Raw genomic sequence first — 20314 nt, forward strand, 5'->3', positions numbered from 1 at the left:
TGGGGGCCGGATGTCGCAGTCGGTCGACCGCGCGCTCACCATCCTCGCCTCGCTCGGCGACGGGCCGGTGACGCTGGAGCAGGCCGCGACCGGGATCGGGGTGCACAAGTCCACCGCGCTGCGCCTGTTGCGCACCCTGGAGGACCACGGCTTCGTGCACCGCCAGTCGGACCGGCGCTACCGGTTGGGCGGGCGGGTGCTGTCGTTGGCGGACCGCGCGCTGGCGGAGATCGACGTCCGCCGGGTCGCGGCGCCCCACCTGGCGGCGCTGCACGAGCGCTCGGGCCACACCGTGCAGTTGGCGGTGCTGCACGAGGGCGAGGTGCTGTACGTCGACGAGCTGACCGGGCGGGCCGGTCCGATGCGGCCCTCGTGGATCGGGCGGCGCGCCCCGGCGGCGTCCACCGCGATCGGCCGGGTGCTGCTGGCCGACCGGGCCGGCCCTGGGGCGGCCGACGGCCCGCCGGGGCTGGGCGCCGAGCTGGCGGCGGTCCGCAGCCGCGGCTGGGCGGTGGAGTCGGCCGGGCACCGGGAGGCGGTGACCTGCGTGGCGGCCCCGGTGGCGGGCAGCGGCGGGCGGACGGTCGCGGCCTGCGCGGTGTCGGCGCCGGCCGAGCTGGCCCCGGCGGCCCGGCTGAGCCGGCTGCTGCCCGAACTGCTCTGCACGGCCGAGGCGATCTCGCTGGCGTATGGCGGCTCGCCTACTCCTCGCTGGTGCGAGAACCGTTGCGGTGCCAGGCCCGCGGGGCGCGCCAGCCGTACTTGAGGGCGAGCATCCGCAGCACGAAGGCGGTGAGGGCGGCGGTGGTGCCGGTGACGGCGGTGAGGTCGTCGTTGGCGATCAGGAGGGCCACCAGGGCGGCGCCGACCAGGGCGGGCACCGCGTAGATCTCGCGGTCCCAGCGCAGCAGCGAGGGGATCTCGCCGGCGAGGACGTCGCGCATGACGCCGCCGCCGGCCGCGGTGACCATGCCGAGGGCGACGGAGGCGACTGCGCCGAGCCCGAAGTCGTGCGCCTTGGCGGTGCCGGTGACGCAGAACAGGCCGAGGCCGAGGGCGTCGAGGGTCTGGACGCTCCAGTTGATCCGCTCGACCTCGGGGTGCAGGAAGAACACCACCAGGCCGGCGGCGAGCGGGGTGACGAAGTAGCCGAGGTTGGTGAAGGCGGCCACCGGGGTGGCGCCGATCACGAGGTCCCGCATCACCCCGCCGCCGAGGGCGGTGACCTCCGCCAGCACGCAGATGCCGAAGATGTCCATGTTCTTGCGCACCGCGAGCAGCCCTCCGGAGAGGGCGAACACGAAGATGCCGACCAGGTCCAGGGTCTGCTGCACGTCGGAGGGGAAGATCTGCGAGGTCACCGGACAACTATGGACCGGCGACCCCGCTGCTCAGCGCATCAGGCGGAGGTGAGCGACTTCTCCCCGGCCGCTTCCTGGTTCTCCGGGAAGTGGCAGGCCGCCTGGTGTCCGGGCTTCATCGCCACCAGCGGCGGTTCCTGTGTGGCGCAGATCTCCTGGGCCTTCCAGCAGCGGGTGCGGAAGCGGCAGCCGCTCGGCGGGTTGATCGGGGACGGCACGTCGCCCTGCAGCCGGATGCGTCCGCGCTGCTCCTTGCGCCGGGGGTCGGGCACCGGCACGGCGGAGAGCAGGGCGGTGGTGTAGGGGTGGGCGGGCGCCCGGTAGAGCGAGTCCCGGTCGGCGATCTCGACGATCTTGCCGAGGTACATCACGGCGACCCGGTCGGAGACGTGCCGCACCACCGAGAGGTCGTGCGCGATGATCAGGTACGTCAGGCCGAGCTCGCGCTGCAGGTCGTCGAGGAGGTTGACGACCTGGGCCTGGATGGAGACGTCCAGGGCGGAGACCGGCTCGTCGGCGACGATCATCTTGGGCCGCAGGGCGAGCGCGCGGGCGATGCCGATGCGCTGGCGCTGGCCGCCGGAGAACTCGTGCGGGTAGCGGTTGTAGTGCTCCGGGCTGAGCCCGCACAGTTCCAGCAGTTCCTGGACGGCCTTCTTGACGCCCCCGGCGGGCTCCGCCTTCTGCAGCTTGAACGGCGCGCCGACGATGGTGCCGACGGTGTGCCGGGGGTTCAGCGAGGAGTACGGGTCCTGGAAGATCATCTGGATGTCGCGGCGCAGCGGCCGCATCGCCCCGGCCCCGAGGCGGGTGATGTCGGTGCCCTCGAACTCGATGCGCCCGGAGGTGGGTTCGTCGAGCCGGGTGACCAGTCGGCCCATCGTCGACTTGCCGCAGCCGGACTCGCCGACCACGCCGAGGGTCTCGCCGGGCAGGACGCTGAAGTCGATGCCGTCGACGGCCCGGACGGCGCCGGTCTGGCGCCGCAGCAGCCCGCTGGTGATCGGGAAGTGCCGGGTCAGTCCGGTCACCCGGAGCAGCGGCTCGCGGTCCGGGGCCGGCGAGGGGGCAGGGATCGCCGCCGCCTTGGTGTCCGTCATGGGGTGTCTCCCAACAGGTGGTGCGCGTTCACAGCCGGGGCGCGATCTCTTCGGTGAAGATGCGGTGCCGCTCGGCGGGCTTGAGGTGGCAGGCCGCGTGGTGGCCGGGTCCGGCCTCGGCCAGCACCGGGACGTCGCTCGACGAGCGCCCGCCGGTCAGTTCGGCGTACGGGCAGCGCGGGTGGAAGGCGCAGCCGCCGGGCACGTTGATCAGGCTGGGCGGGGTGCCCCTGACCGGGACGAGCCGGTCCTGCAGTTCGCGGTCGAGGCGGGGCATCGAGCCGAGCAGGCCCCAGGTGTAGGGGTGCTCGGGGGCGTCGAACAGCTTCTCGGCGGGGCCGCGTTCGACGCACTTGCCGCCGTACATGACCAGGATGTCGTCGGCGAGTTCGGCGACCACCCCGAGGTCGTGGGTGATGATGACGACCGCGGAGCCGAACTCCTCCTGGAGGTCGCGGATGAGGTCCAGGATCTGCGCCTGGACGGTGACGTCCAGGGCGGTGGTGGGCTCGTCGGCGATCAGCAGCGAGGGGTCGTTGACCAGGGCCATCGCGATCATCGCGCGCTGGCGCATGCCGCCGGAGAACTGGTGCGGGTAGTCGTCGACCCGGCGGTCGGGCTGCGGGATGCCGACCCGGTCGAGCATCTCGATCGCGCGGGCGCGGGCCTGCTTCTTGCCGGCGGTCGGGTGGTGGACCCGGTACGCCTCCACGATCTGCTGGCCGACCGTGTAGTACGGGTGCATCGCGGTCAGCGGGTCCTGGAAGATCATCGACATGGTGCGCCCGCGCAGCTGCCGGACCCGGTCGGGGTCGGCGGAGACCAGCTCCTCGCCGTCGAGGTGGATCTGGCCGGTGATCCGGGCCCGCTTGGAGCGGTGCAGGCCCATGATGCCCAGCGAGGTGACGGACTTCCCGGAGCCGGACTCGCCGACGATGCCGAGCGTGCGGCCCTTCTGCAGGTCGAAGGAGACGCCGTCGACGGACTTCACCAGGCCGTCGTCGGTGTCGAAGTGGATCCGCAGGTCGCGCACCGAGAGGAAGGCGTCGCCGGCCGGCGGCGGGCCGGGCTTGAGCAGGTCGGCCGGGTCGGCCGCCGGGGCCTTGGAGAGCTCGGTCATGACAGCCTCACCCGGGGGTCGACGAGGGCGTACAGGAGGTCAACCAGCAGGTTGCAGATGACGATGAAGAACGCGGCGACCAGGGTGACGCCGAGGATCTTCGGCAGGTCGTTGTCGGCGATCGCGGTGACGGCGAAGAAGCCGACGCCCTGCAGCGAGAAGACCTGTTCGGTGATCAGGGCGCCGCCGAGCAGCAGCCCGAGGTCCATGCCGAAGATGGTGATGATCGGGGTGAGGGCGGAGCGCAGGCCGTGCCGGACGACCACCTTGCGCTCGGTGAGGCCCTTGGCCCGCGCGGTGCGGATGTAGTCCTCGCTCATCGTCTCCAGCATTCCGGCGCGGGTGAGCCGGGCGTAGAGCGCGGAGTAGAGGAAGGCGAGCGACACCCAGGGCAGCACCAGGTTGCGGGCCCACATCAGCGGGTCGTCGGTGAAGTTCACGTACGTCAGGTTGTCGAAGATCGGCCACTGGTAGCTGAACAGCGCGAGCGACAGCACACCGGTGAAGAAGATCGGCAGTGAGACGCCGGCCAGCGCGACGCCCATGGCGAGGCGGTCGAAGAGCGACTTGGGCCGGAGCGCCGAGACGACGCCGACGGAGACGCCGGAGAGCAGCCAGAGCACGGCCGCGCCGATGGCGAGCGAGACGGTCACCGGGATGCGCGAGGCGATCTCGGGCCAGACCTCGATGTGGTTCTTGAAGGAGTAGCCGAAGCAGGGCACCTGGCAGCTGACGGGGTCCGGGCCGAACTTGTACTCGGCGCCGGAGACCAGGCCTTTGAGGAAGTTCCAGTACTGGATGTGGACCGGCTGGTCCAGGCCCAGGTTCTGCTTCACCGCGAGGATCGTCTCGGGTGTGGGGTTCTTGCCGACGTACTGGGTGGCCAGCTGGTCGGAACTCTGACCGGCGAGTGCCGGGAGGACGAAGAAGATCGCGAAGGTTACCGCGCTCACCACGAGCAGCAGCAGGACGGCCGCGAACGTCCGCCGGATGATGTAGGCAAACATAGTCGGTCGGCTGCGGCTGCCCGCCCCCGTCCGGGTGGTCGACCCGGACGGGGGCGGGCGCGGCTGCCTTCACCTGCCTTCAGGGATGCGGAGCCAGGCTCTTACTTGGTGGTACCGATGTTGAGGTAGTCGTACTGGCCCGACCAGGCCGGGTTGCTGCCCACGTTGGTGGCGTTCGCCGGGCGGTACAGCAGGACCTTGAAGTACGTCAGCGGGACGATGACCGCGGAGTCCATGACCCGCTTGTCGACCTCGGCGTAGTTCTTCTCGCGGGCGGCCTTGTCGGTGTTCCCGATGGCGTCGGCGAGCAGCTTGTTGATCGCCGGGTCGTCCAGCTGCGAGAGGTTGCTGTTGCCGGACGCCTTGATGGCGCCGCCGTCGACGATCTGCTGCAGGTAGCCGTAGCCGGTCGGCCAGTCGGCGGACCACTGCATCATCATCAGGCCGATGCCCTTGTCCTGGATGAACTTCGGCACGCCCGCGTAGTCCGAGAAGTACTTGCCGGCCGGGTACTGCTGGATCTCGACCTTGATGCCGACCTTCTCCAGGGACGCCTTGACGGCGGTGGCCGCGTCGACCTCACCGGCCCGGTCGCTGCGGGCGGAGATCGAGGTGGTGAAGCCCTCCGGCTTGTTGCAGGCCTTCAGGGCCTCCTTGGCCTTGGTGGCGTCGCCCTTGTTCTCGGGGGTCGCGTAGGTGTCGAACTTCTGGTGGCCGGGCAGGTCCGGCGGCATCACGGTGGTGGCGATGTCACCGCGGATCGGGCCGCCGGAGGCGGTCTGCACCGAGACCTTGTCGATCGCGTACTGGACGGCCTTGCGGCACTCGATGTTGTCGAACGGCGCGAGCTTGCTGTTGATCGCGACGTACGCGAGCCGGCCGCCCTGCGCGTTGTCGGTCTGCGCCTTGAGCTTGGGGTCGGTCAGCACCTTGGCCTGGGTCTGGCGGTCGACGCCGCGGCCGGCCAGGTCGACGGTGGCGGCGCCGGACATGAGGTCCTGGTCGATGGTCGACTGCGCGACCTTCAGCTTGACGACGATCTTCTCCGCGAGCTGCTTGCGGATCGGGTCGCTGTCGGCCGACCAGTTCGGGTTCTTGACCAGGACGACCTGCTTGTCCTGCTCGTAGCTCTCGAACTTGTAGCTGCCGCTGGAGACGATGTGCTTGACGTAGTCGGCACCGTCGTCCTTGGCCTGCGGCACCGGCGCGGTCTGCGGGGTGCTCACCAGGTAGTCGAAGTCCGCGAACGCCTCCTTGAGGTGGAAGACGATCGTCTGGTCGTCCGGCGTCTCGATGGACTTCAGGCCCTCGGGGCTCTTGTCCTTGTACGGGCCCTGGTACGGCGTCTCGTTGTCGACCAGCTTCTCCTTGAAGTAGGTCGGACCGTTGGAGAAGACGTCCGCGGCGAACCCGCCGGCGCGCTGGACGGCGTGCTTCACGTCCTTGGACGTGATCGGCGTGCCGTCGTCGTACTTGAGGCCCTTGCGGAGCTTGTACGTCCAGGTCTTGCCGCCGTCGCTGGCCTGGCCGAGGGACTCGGCGAGGTCCGGGACGAGGGTGTTGCCGTCGGGGCCGGCGGCCGGCTTGAAGGTGGTCAGCGGGCGGGCGTACAGGCGCGAGAAGTTGTACATGTACGCGTAGTACGTGTTGCCCGGGTCGAACGAGTCCGGCACGTCGCTGTGCTCGTAGACCACCGTGCCGCCCTGCTTGTCCGAGGCGTTCACGATCTTGCTGGTGGCGGCGTTGGCGCCGGCGCCCGAGCTGTTGGTGCCCTTGCTGTCACCACCGCTCTTCTTGGCGTCGCTGGAACAGCCGCTGACGACCAGGACGGCAGCCGCCGCCACTGCGGTCAGCGCGATGCTGCGGGACCTGCGCATGGGTGAGATCAACCCCTTGGAGGACGTGAGGAAGTGGGTCGGTACCAGATGCCTGACGTGACGTCAGTTGCTGCGCGGGTCGAGGGCGTCACGCAGCCCGTCGCCCAGCAGATTGAAGGCGAGCACCGTCAGGAAGATCGCCAGACCGGGGACCACCATGTACTGCGGGTCCACCTGGTAGTACTTGATCGCGTCGCTGAGCATGCCGCCCCAGGAGGACTGCGGGGGCTGGATGCCGACGCCGAGGAAGCTGAGGCCGGCCTCGAAGAGGATGTTGGTCGGGATCAGCAGGGTCGAGTAGACCAGGATCGGGCCGACCAGGTTCGGCAGCAGTTCCTTGAACAGGATGAACGGGCCGCGGGCGCCGAGGCTGCGGGCCGCGTACACGAACTCCCGTTCGCGCAGCGAGAGCGTCTGGCCGCGCACGATCCGGCCCATGTAGGGCCAGTTGAAGAAGCCGATCACGAAGATCAGCACGGTGATGTGCAGCGGCAGGCCCTTCAGGCCGAACGCGCCGCCCTGCAGCGAGGCCGAGATCGAGATCGCGAAGAGCAGCAGCGGGAAGGCCAGGAAGGTGTCCATCAGCCGGCTGATCACGGTGTCCACCCAGCCGCCGTAGTAGCCGGCGATGACGCCGAGCACGGTGCCGATCACGTTGGACAGCACGGTCGCGCCGAAGGCCACCAGCAGGGAGACCCAGGAGCCCTCGATGATGCGGGAGAGGAGGTCGCGGCCGAACCCGGGGTCGACGCCCAGCGGGTGATCGAGGCTCATGCCGCCCCAGTCGCCGTACGGGATGCCGCCGAGGTCGACGTCCAGCAGGTCCTGGTTGAGGGCGTCCGGGTCGAGCCCGAAGACGGCCTGGATCGGCTTGGCCAGCACCGCGAGCAGTACCAGCAGGATGACGACCACGCCGCCGGCGACGGCGGCCTTGTCGCGCTTGAAGCGCAGCCAGGCGATCTGGCTGAGGGAACGGCCTTCGATGGTCTTCGGCGGGCCCGGTGGGGGACCGGCCTCGGGGGCGGTTCCGGTGGTCTCGATGGGTGCGGTCATGGTCAGTTGGTCCCCTCGCCGACGGTGGCCGGCCCACGGGTGCCGGTCGCCGGTTCGGCGGTACGGCTGGTGCGGACGTGCGGAGGTGCGGGTGTGTCAACAGCGGTACGGGAGTAGCTCGGTACTGCTGCCACGCGGTATGGGCATCGCGTGGGGAAGTGCTGGTCGGCGTGCGCGTCACCTTTGTGGGGCCTACCTGCGCGCAGTGCGTTGCGCAGAACTCTCTGCCATCCGAACTGGCTTGCGCCAGCCCTGACAACCGACAGATGCCCAACTGTGATCTGTACGCATGCACTCCCCGATCTTCGGTATATCCCTCTTCACACAGCTGTTACATGCATGTCAAGATGGCGAACGCAGGTGGCAGGAATATTGTCCTGTGACAGCAGGGAAGCCGATCCGATGAATCATCAGATCGGCTTCCGGTGTTTGGAGTTGAATGCCCGGGGTATCCGCCGGCGGTTTCCGCGCCGGCCGGCCGCTCCCCGGGGGCGGGTCGGCTCAGCGCCCGGGGTACCCCGGCCACGGCTGCTGCGGCGGCGGCTGCGCACCCGGCCAGGACGGCGCCGGCTGCTGCGGCCCGTACGGGTACCCCGCCTGCGAGGCGTACGGCGGCGGCGGGACCGGCGGGTACGCTGCCTGCTGCGACAGCCCGTGCCCGGCCTCCCGGTCGAAGAACGGCCGCGTCCGCGCCCGCATCCAGAGCGCCACCGGGTCGAACTCGTCGCTCATCGCCACCGTCGAGACCGCCAGGCCCTCCGGCGCCACTGCCAGCGCCCGCTGCATCAGCGCCCGCACCGCCTCCACGGTCGGCGGCGAACTCTCGTACAGGTCGAGCCCGATGGCCAGGTACGGCTCGCCCACGGCCGGCTGCACCCAGGCCCGGCGCAGCGAGCGCACCGCCCGCACCTCGCCCGCCTGCCGCTCCAGCACCGCGAAGAACTGCTGCGCCTGCACCTGCGGTTCGCTCAGCCGCAGCGGCCCGGCCGGCAGCCGGTCCAGCCCGGACGCGACCCGGCGCAGGTCCGCCCACGGCACCCCGACCCCGCCGCCGGGCGCGTGCGGGTTCAGCCACAGGCCCCAGCGCATCCGGTACAGCGTGGAGGCGATCTCCCGGCCCGAGATCACCTCGTGCGCCCGCGCCCAGCCGCTGGCGGCCAGCTGCTCGGGCGAGGTGACGGCCGGCGCGTAGCCGTGGCCGCTCACCTCCATGTTCCCGTACTGGGCGTCCGGGCTGCCCGGCGAACCGTGCCAGAGCAGCATCCACACCTGGCCCGCGGCCAGCGCCTGGAGCAGGGCTTCGTACGCCTCGTAGCGCTCCGGCGCCACCTCGCGCAGGGCGCGCTCCAGCACGCCCGGATCCGCGCCGGGGCGCCCGGCGGGTGCCTGGCCCCAGGGCCCCGGTGCACCGCCCGCTACCGCTCCCGCACTCATGCGCCCACCTCGCTGCGCCTCTTCTTCCTCGCCGACCCGCCCGGTGTCTCCGGAGTCCTCCGCCTGTCGGAGGCCCCGGTCCCGCCGGGGGTCTCCGCACGCACCCTATGCGGCACCGCAGACGGCCGCCACGGCGACGTGCCCGCGGGCCGGTGTCACATCCGCGTCCAGAACGGCTGTACCCGGTTGAGCAGCCACTCGACCACCGGGTCGTCGACGAGGTCGAGCAGTACGAGGTGGACGCCGCCGGGCAGCGGGGCGGTTCCCAGCGCCCGGCCCAGGGCCTCGTTCACCGCGACCGGGTCCGCCGGGGCGGCCAGGTCCAGCTGCACCCCCACGAACAGCACCGTCGGCTCGCCCTCGACGCTGGCCAGCGCCCGCCGCGCGGTCAGCACCCCGGGCAGCTGAGCCAGTTCGGCGCGGGCCGCGGCCAGGAAGTGCTCCGGGTCCTCGCCCGGCACCGGCTCGCGCAGCGCCACCCGCCCGCCGGGCGGCATGCCCTCGGCCTCCCAGCGGTCCTCGCGCGGCCCGCGCCGCAGCTCGGCCACGCCCTCCGGCGGCACCGGGATGCCCACCGGCGCCTGCGGGTTGACCGCGATGCCCACGCCCAGCGGCAGCCCGCGGGCGAACTCCCAGGCCGGGGCTATCGCGAAGGCCATCCCGGGCGCCTGCTGGAGGAACACCTCCTGGGAGGAGAAGACCGGCACGTACGGGGCGCCCGCCAGCTCGATCGTCGGCAGGTCCAGCCCCTGGCCCTGCGGGTCGGCCCCGGCCGGCAGCGGGATCCACACCTGGCTGCGGGCCAGCACCTCGATCACCCGCGGCGTCGCGCCCGGGTCGCCCAGCGCGGCGGTGAGCACCTGCTCCAGCTCGTTCGACGGCCACGGGCCGCCCTGCGGGGGCGCCTGCGGGGCGCCCCACTCCTGCCCCTGCTGCCCCGGGCCGTGCTCCCCCGGACCCTGCTGCTCCACCGGAAACGCCATCCGCCCCTGTACCCGCCTCTGCTCGCCGACTGCGGTGCAGCCTAGCGGGCCGGGCCCACCCCCTCTCGTGTCGCGCCGCCGGACGTGCCATGATGTGCGCGTCCGCGCGTCCGTTCCGGCCGCGCCGACACTCCAACTCCATACCGGCCGCTCGAACCCGCGCGGGAGAGTCCGGAGTGCCCCGACAGGCGGCACAGCCGGCGCCGAAGGAGCAAGTCCTCCCCGGAATCTCTCAGGCACCCCTACCGCACGGGCGAGGCACATCTGGAAAGCGGAACACGGCCCTGCCGTGCGCCCACCCACGGTGCAAGCCGCCATGCTGTCTACCAGGACATGCTCGCGGTGAAGCTCTCAGGTCCGACGACAGATGGGGAGACCCCGCCGCCGCATGCCCGCGCGCAGGTCGGGTCCCCGACCGGGACCGGTCCCGCGTGCGCACACCTGAGTGCCCAGACCGAGGAGTTCCAGGCCATGTCGTCCCTCCGCCTCACCGCGCTCGACGCGCTGCACCGCAGCCTCGGCGCCACCATGACCGACTTCGCCGGCTGGGACATGCCGCTGCGCTACGGCAGCGAGCGCGAGGAGCACCTCGCCGTCCGCACCAAGGCCGGCCTCTTCGACCTCTCCCACATGGGCGAGATCACCATCACCGGCCCGCAGGCCGGCGAGATGCTGGACCACGCGCTGGTCGGCTTCGTCTCCGCGCTGGGCGTCCTGCGCGCCCGCTACACCATGATCTGCGCCGAGGACGGCGGCATCCTGGACGACCTGATCGTCTACCGCCTGCGCGAGGACTCCTACCTCGTCGTCGCCAACGCCTCCAACGCCCAGCTGGTGCTCGACGAGCTGATCGGCCGCGCCAAGGGCTTCAACGCCGTCGTCACCGACGACCGCGACACCTACTCGCTGATCGCCGTGCAGGGCCCGGAGGCCACCGCGATCCTGGCCGACACCACCGACGCCGACCTGCCCGGCCTGAAGTACTACGCGATCCTCCCGGCGCAGGTCGCCGGCCGCGAGGTGCTGCTCGCCCGCACCGGCTACACCGGCGAGGACGGCTTCGAGATCTTCTGCAAGCCGGTCGACGCCGAGGCGATCTGGGGCGCGCTGACCGAGGCCGGCTCCGGCCGCGGCCTGGTCCCCTGCGGTCTGTCCTGCCGCGACACCCTGCGCCTGGAGGCGGGCATGCCGCTGTACGGGCACGAGCTCTCCACCGACCTGACCCCGTTCGACGCCGGCCTCGGCCGGGTCGTCCGCTTCGACAAGACCACCAACGAGGGCGCGTTCATCGGCCGCAAGGCCCTGGAGAAGGCCGCCGCCGAGGCCGAGACCAACCCGCCGCGGGTGCTGGTCGGCCTGGTCTCCGAGGGCAAGCGGGTGCCGCGCGCCGAGTACACCGTGGTCTCCACCGAGGGCGAGCCGATCGGCCGCATCACCTCCGGCGCCCCCTCCCCCACCCTGGGCAAGCCGATCGCCATCGCGTACGTGGACGCCGCCCACGCCGCCCCCGGCACCACCGTGGCCGTGGACGTGCGCGGCAAGCACGAGCCGGTGCAGGTCGTGGCGCTGCCGTTCTACAAGCGCGCCCGCTGAGCCGTCGGCCGCCCCTCCCCGTCACCGAACGCCGTCCGGCCGCCGGACCGCTTCGTCGTACCCGCTTCCCATCCTGGAGAATGACATCATGAGCAACCCCCAGCACCTGCAGTACACCGAGGACCACGAGTGGCTGACCGCCGCCGTCGACGGTGTCTCGACGATCGGCATCACCAAGCACGCCGCCGACGCCCTCGGTGACATCGTCTACGTGCAGCTCCCCGAGGTCGGCTCCACGGTCGAGGCCGGTGAGACCTGTGGCGAGCTGGAGTCCACCAAGTCGGTCAGCGACCTGTACTCCCCGGTGACCGGCGAGGTCGTCGAGGTCAACGAGGCCGTCGCGGACGACAACAGCCTGGTCAACAGCGACCCGTTCGAGACCGGCTGGCTGTTCAAGGTCCGTGTCGAGTCCACCGGCAAGCTGCTGAGCGCCGACGAGTACCAGGCCCTGACCAACCCCGAGGCCTGAGCCGTCCGCGCCGGGGCGGCCGCAGCGCGGCGGCCGCCCCCGCGCCGACCGTCCCCGACCTCTCTCCTCCCCGGGAAGACCACACCATGACGGTTCTCAACCAGTCCCTGCACGCCCTCGACCCGGAGATCGCCGCCGCGGTCGACGCCGAGCTGCACCGCCAGCAGACCACCCTGGAAATGATCGCCTCCGAGAACTTCGCCCCGGTGGCGGTCATGGAGGCCCAGGGCTCGGTGCTCACCAACAAGTACGCCGAGGGCTACCCCGGTCGCCGCTACTACGGCGGCTGCGAGCACGTGGACGTGGCCGAGCAGATCGCCATCGACCGGATCAAGGCCCTGTTCGGCGCCGAGCACGCCAACGTCCAGCCGCACTCCGGCGCGCAGGCCAACGCCGCCGCGATGTTCGCGCTGATCAAGCCGGGCGACACCATCCTGGGCCTGAACCTGGCCCACGGCGGTCACCTGACCCACGGCATGAAGATCAACTTCTCCGGCAAGCTCTACAACGTGGTCGCGTACCACGTCGACGAGAAGACCAGCCAGGTCGACATGGCCGAGGTCGAGCGCCTCGCCAAGGAGCACCAGCCCAAGCTGATCATCGCCGGCTGGTCCGCCTACCCCCGCCAGCTGGACTTCGCCGCCTTCCGCCGGATCGCGGACGAGGTCGGCGCCCTGCTCATGGTCGACATGGCCCACTTCGCCGGCCTGGTCGCCGCGGGCCTGCACCCCAACCCGGTGCCGTACGCGGACGTGGTCACCACCACGACCCACAAGACCCTGGGCGGCCCGCGCGGCGGCGTCATCCTCTGCAAGGCCGAGCACGCCAAGAAGATCAACTCCGCGGTCTTCCCCGGCCAGCAGGGCGGCCCGCTGGAGCACGTGATCGCCGCCAAGGCCGTGGCCTTCAAGGTCGCCGCCTCGGAGGAGTTCAAGGAGCGCCAGCAGCGCACCCTGGACGGCGCGAAGATCCTCGCCGAGCGCCTGCTGCAGGCCGACGTCGCCGAGGCCGGCGTCTCGGTCCTCTCCGGCGGCACCGACGTGCACCTCGTCCTGGTCGACCTGCGCAACAGCCAGCTCGACGGCCAGCAGGCCGAGGACCGCCTCCACGAGGTCGGCATCACCGTCAACCGGAACGCGATCCCGAACGACCCGCGCCCGCCGATGGTGACCTCCGGCCTGCGCATCGGCACCCCGGCCCTCGCCACCCGCGGCTTCGTCGCCGAGGACTTCCGCGAGGTCGCCGACATCATCGCCGAGGCCCTCAAGCCGGCCTTCGACGAGACCGCCGCGGCCTCCCTCAAGGCCCGCGTCACCGCGCTCGCCGAGAAGTACCCGCTCTACCCGAACCTCTGAGTTCGGCGGCCGGGTGACCGGGCTCACCCCGTCCGGCCACCTGCTGTTTCCGGGGCACCGCGCACACTGGAAGTGCGCGCGGTGCCCCGTCCCGTGTACCGCCCAGTTCTTCCACGAGACCAGACAAGGACGTCACTCCGTGGCCATCAGCGTCTTCGACCTCTTCTCCATCGGCATCGGCCCGTCCAGCTCGCACACCGTCGGCCCGATGCGGGCCGCCCGGATGTTCGCCCGCCGCCTGAAGTCCGAAGGCCTGCTGGCGGAGGTCGCCTCCGTCCGCGCGGAGCTGTACGGCTCGCTCGGCGCCACCGGCCACGGGCACGGCACCCCCAAGGCCGTCCTGCTGGGCCTGGAGAACAACTCCCCCCGCACCGTCGACGTCGACCGGGCCGACCTCGACGTGGAGCGGATAAACGCCGAGAAGCGGATCAACCTGCTCGGCGTCCACCCGATCGACTTCGACCCCGGCACCCAGCTCGTCCTGCACCGCCGCCGCTCGCTGCCGTACCACGCCAACGGCATGACCCTGTGGGCGTTCGACGCCGAGGGCGCCACCCTGCTGGAGAAGACCTACTACTCGGTCGGCGGCGGCTTCGTCGTCGACGAGGACGCCATCGGCGCCGACCGGGTCAAGCCGGACGACACCGCGCTGAAGTACCCCTTCCGCACCGGCGAGGAACTGCTCCGGCTCACCCGGGAGACCGGCCTGTCCATCTCCGGCCTGATGCTGGAGAACGAGAAGGCCTGGCGCAGCGAGGAGGAGATCCGGGCCGGCCTGCTGGAGATCTGGCGGGTCATGCAGGAGTGCGTCCGGGCCGGCATGAGCCGCGAGGGCATCCTCCCCGGCGGCCTCAAGGTCCGCCGCCGCGCCGCCTCCGGCGCCCGCGCCCTGCGGGCCGAGGGCATCGGCCCGGCCAACGCGATGGAGTGGGTCACCCTCTACGCGATGGCCGTCAACGAGGAGAACGCCTCCGGCCGCCGCGTCGTGACCGCCCCCACCAACGGCGCTGCCGGCATCATCCCGGCCGTCCTGCACTACTACCTGAACTTCATCCCGGGCGCCGACGACGACGGCATCGTCCGCTTCCTGCTCGCGGCCGGCGCCATCGGCATGCTGTTCAAGGAGAACGCCTCCATCTCCGGCGCCGAGGTCGGCTGCCAGGGCGAGGTCGGCTCCGCCTGCTCGATGGCCGCGGGCGGCCTCGCCGAGGTCCTCGGCGGCAGCCCCGAGCAGGTCGAGAACGCCGCCGAGATCGGCATCGAGCACAACCTCGGCCTCACCTGCGACCCGGTCGGCGGCCTGGTCCAGATCCCCTGCATCGAGCGCAACGGCATGGCCTCGGTCAAGGCCGTCACCGCCGCCCGGATGGCCCTGCGCGGCGACGGCCGGCACCACGTCTCCCTCGACAAGGCGATCAAGACCATGAAGGAGACCGGCGCCGACATGAAGATCAAGTACAAGGAGACCTCGCGCGGCGGCCTCGCCGTCAACGTCATCGAGTGCTGACCCTCACCGGCTGCTGACCGACCCGCCGCCCGCCCCGTGCCACGCGCCCGGGGCGGGCGGTGGCAGTTCGCCGCAGTCGTGGGTGTAGAGCCAGGCCGTCGCCCGGTCGAAGAACAGCCGCACCCCCAGCGGCATCACCAGGTCGCGCAGCCGCCGGGCGAGCGGGCCGGCCGTCTTCGCGTCGCGGTTGCGCCCCGCCTCCTCGACCATCTTCGACGTCCGCCGGTGCCGGGCCCCGTCGTACGCCGCCAGGGCCGTGGGGACCGAGGGCCCCGCCGCCAGGGAGCGGGCGAGGACCAGCGCGTCCTCCAGCGCCATCGAGGCGCCCTGCCCCGCGCCGACCGGGTGCGCGGCGTCGCCGACCAGCACGATCCGCCCGTCGTGGCGGACCCGGACCGGGGCGAGCGTGTGCATCGAGGCCGGCCGGTGCAGTTCGACGGCGGCCGCGAGGATCGCGGACGGCACCCGCTCGTGCCGGTAGAGCCCGGCCAGCCGGCGCAGTAGCTCCGCGCCGCCGAGACCCGGCTCCGGGGCTTCGGGGGACGCCACCTGGGCCGACCACCAGATCCGGCCCTCGGGTGCGGCGAGGTGCAGGAACGCGCCGTTGCGGGCGAAGGTCAGGTGGAAGGTGCCGGGCTCGACGCCGGCGGCGCCCTCGGCTCCGTACCCGGCGGCGCCCTCGGATCCGCCCTCGTGGACGCCCTCGGAGACGCCGGAGACGCTGTAGAGCCCGGCGTAGGCGGGTGCGGGGGCGGCCGGGTCGAGCAGTGCGCGGGTGGCCGAGCGCAGGCCGTCCGCGCCGACGAGCAGCGCCCCCTCCGCCGTCCGGCCGCTCGCGAAGACCGCCCGCACCCCGTCGCCGGTCGCCACGGCGTCCACCAGGCGCTCCCCGGTGACGATCTCCGCCCCGGCCTCCAGCGCCGCCGCCCGCAGCTCCTCGACGAGCGCGCCGCGCATCAGGGTCACGCTGTACAGGTCGTCGCCGGCCCGTCGGCCCCGCGGCACGTCGCCCAGCAGCTTGCCCGAACCCGACCACATGCGCTGGCGCGGCACCTCGATCCCGGCCCGCCGCACCCGCTCCAGCACGCCCAGGGAGCGCAGCACGCGCAGCCCGTTGGAGGCCAGGCTCAGGAACGAGCCCACCCGGCCCGCCGGTTCGGGGTACGCCTCGTACACCGTCACCTCGGCCCCGATCCGCCGCAGCGCGATCGCACTCGCCGCTCCCGCCACCCCGCCGCCGATCACGATGACCCGCACGCTTCCCCCTGAATCCTCATTCATTGAATTCTGATTCATCGAACAGGGGTTCACTATGATGGAGGGTCAGCCGAACGTCAAGCACGACAGGGAGAACCGCCCGATGGGCGTACGCCAGGAGAAGGCCGCCGAGACCGAGGCGGCACTGAAGGACGCGGCCCGCCGGCTGTTCGCCGAACGCGGCTACCTCGACACGAAGATCACCGACATCACCCGCGAGGCCGGCCGCGCCACCGGCTCCTTCTACGCCCACTTCGCGGACAAGAACGCCCTGCTCCAGGCCCTGCTCCAGGACCTCGGCGCACAGGCCGACGGCGCGATGGCAGCCGGCGGCCACCCGGCCGACCACGACCTCACCGACCCCGGGCAGCTGCGCGGGCACCTCGCCGTCACCTGGCACGTCATCCGCGAACACCTGCCCGTGGTCGTCGCCCTGATGCAGACCGACGTCGCGGGCCCGCCCGGCGAGGGCCGCGCCTGGACCTCCCTCGCCCGGGAGACCGGCGTCCTGCGCGACCACCTGGAGTGGCTGCGCGACCGGGGCCACCGCCTCCCCGGCGACCCGGCCCTGATCGCCGCGGCCATGGGGGCGATGGTCTCGATGCTCGGCTACGCCGTCGCCACCGCCGGCGAGGACGGCCCGCGGGCGAGCGACGACGAGATCGTCGACTCCCTCACCGCCCTCCTCCTCCACGGCCTCACCGGCCCGCCGCCGACCACCGGGTGACACCCTGCGGGACCACGAGGCGCGCCTACCGCCGCGAGGTTTTACCAAACGGTCGACCAACGGGAGTCTGCGGGCGGATAGCGTTCAGGGCATTCAGTGATCTCGAAAGCCCTGGGAGGGGTCTGTCATGCGTGCGCTCGAACTGGCGGAACTGGCCGGCGGACTGTCGGAGGCCTGGCGGTCGCAGGTGCTGGCGGAGGTGGGGACGGCCAGCGTGAAGGTGCTGCGGATGGACGGGACGCCGGTGCCCGAGGAGGTCCACGGGGTGACGGAGGTCCTGCTCGTCCTGGACGGCCTGCTGGAGCTGGAGGTGGCCGGGGAGCCGGTTTCGGTGGCCGCCGGGGGCGCGTACGTCATGCCGGCCGGGACGACGCACGCGGTGCGGGCCGGGAGCCGCGGGACGCTGGTGATCGTGGAGGTCGACGGGGCCTGAGCACCCCGCGGCCCCGGCCGTCCGCCGGAGCCCGGCGGACGGCCGTCGGCGTGAGCGCGGGCTCACAGCAGGGCGGGCGGGAGCTTCAGTTCGAACCAGACGGTCTTGCCGATGCGGCGCTCCCCGCGCGGGTGGGCGCCCCAGGAGTCGGCGAGCGCCGAGACCAGTTCCAGGCCCCGGCCGGACTCGTCCTCGAGCCCGGCCCGGCGGGGCCTGGGGAGTCCGGCGTCGGCGTCGGAGACCTCGACCCGGAGCAGTCCGTCGAGGAGCGCCGCCCGGACGGCGATGTGCCGGCCGGCGGGTGTGCGGGCGTGGCGGCAGGCGTTGGTGACGAGTTCGGAGAGCAGGAGCAGGGCGGTCTGGACGGTGTCGTCGGCGAGCTGCCAGGTGTGCGCCTGCCGGTGGAAGAACGCGCGGGCCCGGCCGACACTGCGGGCGTGGCGCGGAAGGTACCAGGAGGCTTCGGGGTGGTTCGTCATCGGTCACTCACAGGAGCGGAGTTCGGGCATTTCACGCTCATAGGGTGGTGACCCGGGCATAGCCTCGGGAGTCACGCCGCCGGGACAGTTGGCGGTTGTCCCGGAAGTGGACCGGGGTCGAGGGACCGGGGGTCCGGAGATGAGCGCGCCCGCGCAGCCGCCGATGGCATGGAAGTACTGCGGCGACCAGATCAAGCGCTGGAGGGCCCAATCCGGCGTGACGCGCGAGCAGTTGAGCGCTGCAGCTTCGTACGACTCGGAGACCGTCCGGGCCATGGAGGCCGGACGCCGGAAGCCCTCGCTCACCCTGCTGCGGATCGCCGACGAGCTGTGCGGCGCGCGGGGGATGCTGCTCGGGGCCCAGGACTTCCTGAAGCCGGAGAAGTTCCCGTCCTACTCGCGGGAATTCACCCAGGCCGAGGCCGAGGCGATCGCCGTGCACTCGTACGAGGCACTGCTCATTCCGGGTCTTCTCCAGACCGAGGAGTACGCCCGCGAGTTGATCAGCAGCAGTTACCCACCCCTGGACGATGAAACGGTCGAAGTCCGCGTCGCCGCCCGAATGCAGCGGCAGGAGAGGCTGAGAAGGTCGCCGACCGTGATGTTCGGGTTCGTGATCTATGAAGCGGCGCTGCGCGCCACCGTCGGCAAGACCGCATTGATGAAACGGCAACTCCACTACCTGATGGCTGTGGGTGGCCTCCGCAATGTGGCGATCCAGGTGCTGCCACTGGGCCGCGCGGCGTTCGGAGCGCTTGAGGGTCCGATCGTTCTGTTGGAGACTCCCGAACACGAGCAGCTGGCCTACGTGGAAGGACAGAAGACGGGTGTGCTGTACTCCGCGCCGGACAAGGTGAACCCCCTCGCGCAACGCCATGGCATGATCCGCATGCAGGCCCTCGGCATGGAGGAGTCGGCCGAGTTCATCGGGAAGTTGGCGGAGGAGCTATGAGCGCCGGGGCTGTGTGGTTCAAGTCCAGCTACAGCAATGGCGACGGCGGGAACTGCGTCGAAGTCGCCGTGTCCTGGGCCACGTCCAGCTACAGCGGCAGCGACGGCAACAACTGCGTCGAGGTGGCCGCCTGCCCCTCGGCCGTCCATGTCCGGGACTCCAAGGACAAGGACGGGCCGCAGCTCTCGTTCTCGCCTGCCGCGTGGGCCGACTTCCTCGTGCTCGTGGCCCGGGGCCCAAGCCTCGGGAGTCGAGTCCTTTCCTAGCTGATTGGGTGGGCAAACACCCCCCACCCACCCGCCCAACCACCGCTCCGGCCAGCATGCATGACTAATCGTCACCGGGTCGCCACCATGCGCATTCGACGTGTAGCGTGCGCACCAACGAATCAACCCCCGCCGGTGCTCGCAACACCTGACGGGGGTCTGACCGCACGATCGAACAGAGGCGATCCCGTGGCTGTCGACGACTTTAGCGTCGTCCTCCCCTCCTCCGCCCACGCCATGGCCCAGCCGGGCTACGGCAAGCGCTCCGCGCCCGGCCAATCGCCGCGCAGCCGTGCGGACTTCGCACAGTTGCCCGTACGCGAGCAGTACCTCGCGCACTGCATCGACCGGCTGCCGGACGGCGCCGCGATGGACGCCAAGACGCTCGCCAAGGAGCAGCCGCTGTACGGCCAGCAGGCCGTCCGCAGTGCGCTGAACGCCCTCTCCGCCGCCGGGCACCTGCGCCGGGTGCGCGAGCGGGTCGCCGACCGCTCGCAGTGGGCGAGCCGGACGTACTTCTCCCGCGCGCCGCGCCCGGACGCCTGGTGGAACGCCTTCCTGGCCACCGGTGAGGTCCTCGGTGACGTCCACGCCGAGGTCCACGCCGAGGCCGGCGAGGTTCACCCGGACGAGGCGGCCGCACACGAGCAGCAGGCCGAACCCCCCGCCTCCGACGACGACGGCCCCTCCCCCGGCTACACCGCGCTCGCCCGTCTCGGCCTGGCCGACGGCCGGCTGGTCCTGTCGGCGGCGGAGTGCGCGGCGCTCGCACCGCTGGCCGCCGAGTGGTTCGCCCGTGGGAGCGACCAGGAGCGGTTCACCCGCACCCTCACCGCGGGCCTCCCGCCGGAGGTGCACAGCCCGGCGGCGCTCGTCCGCACCCGGCTGACGACCAAACTGCCGCCCGCGCTCCCCACGGCCGCAGAAACCCCGGAAGCCCCGCAGGCCGTGCAGCAACCCGCAGCCGCCGCGCGTCCGACGGCTCTCCAGGAGTGCACCGACTGCCGCGCCCCGGCCCGCCCGCACGCCCTGCTCGGCGGCCTCTGCCGGGCCTGCCGCGAACCCTCGGGCCGACCCGTACCCGACCTCCCCGCCGCCGCGGGCCCCGATGCGGTCCGGACCAGGGTCGCGGAGCTGCGGGCGACGGCCCGCCGGGGCGGCGAGGTCCGCCGGGCGCTGTTCGGGGGCGGCGACCCGTCCGGGGGCCGCGACCTGTTGGCGGGCCGCGACCCGTCCTGGGGCCGCGACCTGCCGATCCGGGCCGGGGCGGGCACGCCGTAGAGTGGCGGGGCAGCTGGTTCGCCCCCGTCCGCCTGGCGGGGTGCGTCGCAAGAGGGAATC

Annotated in this window: 20 protein-coding genes and 2 riboswitches; of the genes, 10 read left to right on the forward strand and 10 right to left on the reverse strand. The window is 71.9% G+C overall.

Going from position 1 to position 20314, the window contains the following annotated elements; genetic code table 11:
- Positions 1-10: 10 nt before the first annotated feature.
- Positions 11-766 (forward strand): IclR family transcriptional regulator, encoded by a 756-nt coding sequence (locus ACWGB8_RS00145; RefSeq protein WP_452208620.1) that lies wholly within the window; start codon positions 11-13, stop codon positions 764-766.
- Here the strand turns inward: ACWGB8_RS00145 and ACWGB8_RS00150 are convergent.
- The 8 genes from ACWGB8_RS00150 to ACWGB8_RS00185 all read right to left on the reverse strand — a co-directional run bounded on the left by ACWGB8_RS00150 (position 702) and on the right by ACWGB8_RS00185 (position 9935).
- Positions 702-1361 carry a trimeric intracellular cation channel family protein gene (locus tag ACWGB8_RS00150; RefSeq protein WP_452208622.1) on the reverse strand — a complete coding sequence of 220 codons (660 nt, stop codon included), beginning with the start codon at positions 1359-1361 and terminating at the stop codon, positions 702-704. The genes ACWGB8_RS00145 and ACWGB8_RS00150 overlap by 65 nt on opposite strands.
- Positions 1362-1399: 38 nt before the next feature.
- Positions 1400-2461, reverse strand: a complete 1062-nt coding sequence (locus tag ACWGB8_RS00155; RefSeq protein ID WP_452208624.1) for an ABC transporter ATP-binding protein — start codon at positions 2459-2461, stop codon at positions 1400-1402.
- Between the two features lie 28 nt (positions 2462-2489).
- A complete protein-coding gene (locus ACWGB8_RS00160) occupies positions 2490-3581 on the reverse strand; it encodes an ABC transporter ATP-binding protein (RefSeq protein ID WP_452208626.1) in 1092 nt (363 codons plus the stop codon).
- A complete protein-coding gene (locus ACWGB8_RS00165) occupies positions 3578-4588 on the reverse strand; it encodes an ABC transporter permease (RefSeq protein WP_452208628.1) in 1011 nt (336 codons plus the stop codon). The genes ACWGB8_RS00160 and ACWGB8_RS00165 overlap by 4 nt, the downstream gene beginning before the upstream one ends.
- Before the next feature lie 101 nt (positions 4589-4689).
- Complete coding sequence (locus tag ACWGB8_RS00170) at positions 4690-6465, reverse strand: ABC transporter substrate-binding protein (RefSeq protein WP_452208630.1); 1776 nt, start codon at positions 6463-6465, stop codon at positions 4690-4692.
- Positions 6466-6528: 63 nt separating this feature from the next.
- A complete protein-coding gene (locus ACWGB8_RS00175) occupies positions 6529-7518 on the reverse strand; it encodes an ABC transporter permease (RefSeq protein WP_452208632.1) in 990 nt (329 codons plus the stop codon).
- Between the two features lie 501 nt (positions 7519-8019).
- Positions 8020-8952, reverse strand: coding sequence for an enhanced serine sensitivity protein SseB C-terminal domain-containing protein (locus tag ACWGB8_RS00180; RefSeq protein ID WP_452208634.1), 933 nt, complete (start codon positions 8950-8952; stop codon positions 8020-8022).
- A gap of 155 nt (positions 8953-9107) precedes the next feature.
- A complete protein-coding gene (locus ACWGB8_RS00185; RefSeq protein ID WP_452208636.1) occupies positions 9108-9935 on the reverse strand; it encodes an enhanced serine sensitivity protein SseB in 828 nt (275 codons plus the stop codon).
- 152 nt (positions 9936-10087) lie between these two features.
- Positions 10088-10193: riboswitch (glycine riboswitch) on the forward strand.
- Positions 10194-10312: riboswitch (glycine riboswitch) on the forward strand.
- Between the two features lie 94 nt (positions 10313-10406).
- Between ACWGB8_RS00185 and gcvT the strand changes: the two genes are divergently transcribed.
- From gcvT to ACWGB8_RS00205, 4 genes are all read left to right on the forward strand, one after another.
- Positions 10407-11528 carry a glycine cleavage system aminomethyltransferase GcvT gene (gene gcvT / locus ACWGB8_RS00190; protein ID WP_452208638.1) on the forward strand — a complete coding sequence of 374 codons (1122 nt, stop codon included), beginning with the start codon at positions 10407-10409 and terminating at the stop codon, positions 11526-11528.
- An 88-nt stretch (positions 11529-11616) separates the two neighbouring features.
- The gene (gene gcvH / locus ACWGB8_RS00195; protein ID WP_452208640.1) at positions 11617-11997 is read left to right on the forward strand and encodes a glycine cleavage system protein GcvH; all 381 of its coding nucleotides are present in this window, start codon (positions 11617-11619) and stop codon (positions 11995-11997) included.
- An 86-nt stretch (positions 11998-12083) separates the two neighbouring features.
- Positions 12084-13352, forward strand: coding sequence for a serine hydroxymethyltransferase (glyA, locus tag ACWGB8_RS00200; protein WP_452208642.1), 1269 nt, complete (start codon positions 12084-12086; stop codon positions 13350-13352).
- Positions 13353-13491: 139 nt separating this feature from the next.
- Entirely contained in the window at positions 13492-14859 is a 1368-nt protein-coding gene (locus ACWGB8_RS00205; protein WP_452208644.1) for an L-serine ammonia-lyase, read from the forward strand.
- Positions 14860-14862: 3 nt separating this feature from the next.
- On the opposite strand, the gene ACWGB8_RS00210 is transcribed toward ACWGB8_RS00205, so the two are convergent.
- Positions 14863-16116, reverse strand: coding sequence for an FAD-dependent oxidoreductase (locus ACWGB8_RS00210; protein ID WP_452208646.1), 1254 nt, complete (start codon positions 16114-16116; stop codon positions 14863-14865).
- A gap of 55 nt (positions 16117-16171) precedes the next feature.
- On the opposite strand from ACWGB8_RS00210, the gene ACWGB8_RS00215 reads away from it, so the two are divergent.
- Complete coding sequence (locus ACWGB8_RS00215) at positions 16172-16843, forward strand: TetR/AcrR family transcriptional regulator (RefSeq protein ID WP_452208648.1); 672 nt, start codon at positions 16172-16174, stop codon at positions 16841-16843.
- A gap of 127 nt (positions 16844-16970) precedes the next feature.
- Positions 16971-17276 carry a cupin domain-containing protein gene (locus tag ACWGB8_RS00220; protein WP_452208649.1) on the forward strand — a complete coding sequence of 102 codons (306 nt, stop codon included), beginning with the start codon at positions 16971-16973 and terminating at the stop codon, positions 17274-17276.
- Between the two features lie 62 nt (positions 17277-17338).
- Here the strand turns inward: ACWGB8_RS00220 and ACWGB8_RS00225 are convergent, their stop codons facing one another.
- Positions 17339-17755 carry an ATP-binding protein gene (locus ACWGB8_RS00225; protein ID WP_452208651.1) on the reverse strand — a complete coding sequence of 139 codons (417 nt, stop codon included), beginning with the start codon at positions 17753-17755 and terminating at the stop codon, positions 17339-17341.
- Between the two features lie 139 nt (positions 17756-17894).
- Here ACWGB8_RS00225 and ACWGB8_RS00230 point away from each other — a divergent pair, with 139 nt between their 5' ends.
- The 3 genes from ACWGB8_RS00230 to ACWGB8_RS00240 all read left to right on the forward strand — a co-directional run bounded on the left by ACWGB8_RS00230 (position 17895) and on the right by ACWGB8_RS00240 (position 20254).
- A complete protein-coding gene (locus ACWGB8_RS00230; RefSeq protein ID WP_452208653.1) occupies positions 17895-18707 on the forward strand; it encodes a helix-turn-helix domain-containing protein in 813 nt (270 codons plus the stop codon).
- On the forward strand, positions 18704-18973 hold the full coding sequence (locus ACWGB8_RS00235) for a DUF397 domain-containing protein (protein ID WP_452208655.1): 270 nt from the start codon (positions 18704-18706) through the stop codon (positions 18971-18973). The genes ACWGB8_RS00230 and ACWGB8_RS00235 overlap by 4 nt, the downstream gene beginning before the upstream one ends.
- A gap of 237 nt (positions 18974-19210) precedes the next feature.
- The gene (locus ACWGB8_RS00240; protein ID WP_452208657.1) at positions 19211-20254 is read left to right on the forward strand and encodes a MarR family transcriptional regulator; all 1044 of its coding nucleotides are present in this window, start codon (positions 19211-19213) and stop codon (positions 20252-20254) included.
- The last annotated feature ends 60 nt before the right edge of the window (positions 20255-20314 follow it).

This window comes from Kitasatospora sp. NPDC054939, assembly GCF_053610105.1.

Bases quoted from the DNA above. Each gene is read 5' to 3' on its own strand.
- ACWGB8_RS00215 (WP_452208648.1), top strand. From the start codon at position 16,172: ATGATGGAGGGTCAGCCGAACGTCAAGCACGACAGGGAGAACCGCCCG.
- ACWGB8_RS00230 (WP_452208653.1), top strand. From the start codon at position 17,895: ATGAGCGCGCCCGCGCAGCCGCCGATGGCATGGAAGTACTGCGGCGAC.
- gcvH (WP_452208640.1), top strand. From the start codon at position 11,617: ATGAGCAACCCCCAGCACCTGCAGTACACCGAGGACCACGAGTGGCTG.
- gcvT (WP_452208638.1), top strand. From the start codon at position 10,407: ATGTCGTCCCTCCGCCTCACCGCGCTCGACGCGCTGCACCGCAGCCTC.
- ACWGB8_RS00185 (WP_452208636.1), bottom strand. From the start codon at position 9,935: ATGGCGTTTCCGGTGGAGCAGCAGGGTCCGGGGGAGCACGGCCCGGGG.
- ACWGB8_RS00235 (WP_452208655.1), top strand. From the start codon at position 18,704: ATGAGCGCCGGGGCTGTGTGGTTCAAGTCCAGCTACAGCAATGGCGAC.
- ACWGB8_RS00160 (WP_452208626.1), bottom strand. From the start codon at position 3,581: ATGACCGAGCTCTCCAAGGCCCCGGCGGCCGACCCGGCCGACCTGCTC.
- ACWGB8_RS00240 (WP_452208657.1), top strand. From the start codon at position 19,211: ATGGCCCAGCCGGGCTACGGCAAGCGCTCCGCGCCCGGCCAATCGCCG.
- glyA (WP_452208642.1), top strand. From the start codon at position 12,084: ATGACGGTTCTCAACCAGTCCCTGCACGCCCTCGACCCGGAGATCGCC.
- ACWGB8_RS00145 (WP_452208620.1), top strand. From the start codon at position 11: ATGTCGCAGTCGGTCGACCGCGCGCTCACCATCCTCGCCTCGCTCGGC.
- ACWGB8_RS00220 (WP_452208649.1), top strand. From the start codon at position 16,971: ATGCGTGCGCTCGAACTGGCGGAACTGGCCGGCGGACTGTCGGAGGCC.
- ACWGB8_RS00175 (WP_452208632.1), bottom strand. From the start codon at position 7,518: ATGACCGCACCCATCGAGACCACCGGAACCGCCCCCGAGGCCGGTCCC.
- ACWGB8_RS00180 (WP_452208634.1), bottom strand. From the start codon at position 8,952: ATGAGTGCGGGAGCGGTAGCGGGCGGTGCACCGGGGCCCTGGGGCCAG.
- ACWGB8_RS00225 (WP_452208651.1), bottom strand. From the start codon at position 17,755: ATGACGAACCACCCCGAAGCCTCCTGGTACCTTCCGCGCCACGCCCGC.
- ACWGB8_RS00155 (WP_452208624.1), bottom strand. From the start codon at position 2,461: ATGACGGACACCAAGGCGGCGGCGATCCCTGCCCCCTCGCCGGCCCCG.
- ACWGB8_RS00170 (WP_452208630.1), bottom strand. From the start codon at position 6,465: ATGCGCAGGTCCCGCAGCATCGCGCTGACCGCAGTGGCGGCGGCTGCC.
- ACWGB8_RS00165 (WP_452208628.1), bottom strand. From the start codon at position 4,588: ATGTTTGCCTACATCATCCGGCGGACGTTCGCGGCCGTCCTGCTGCTG.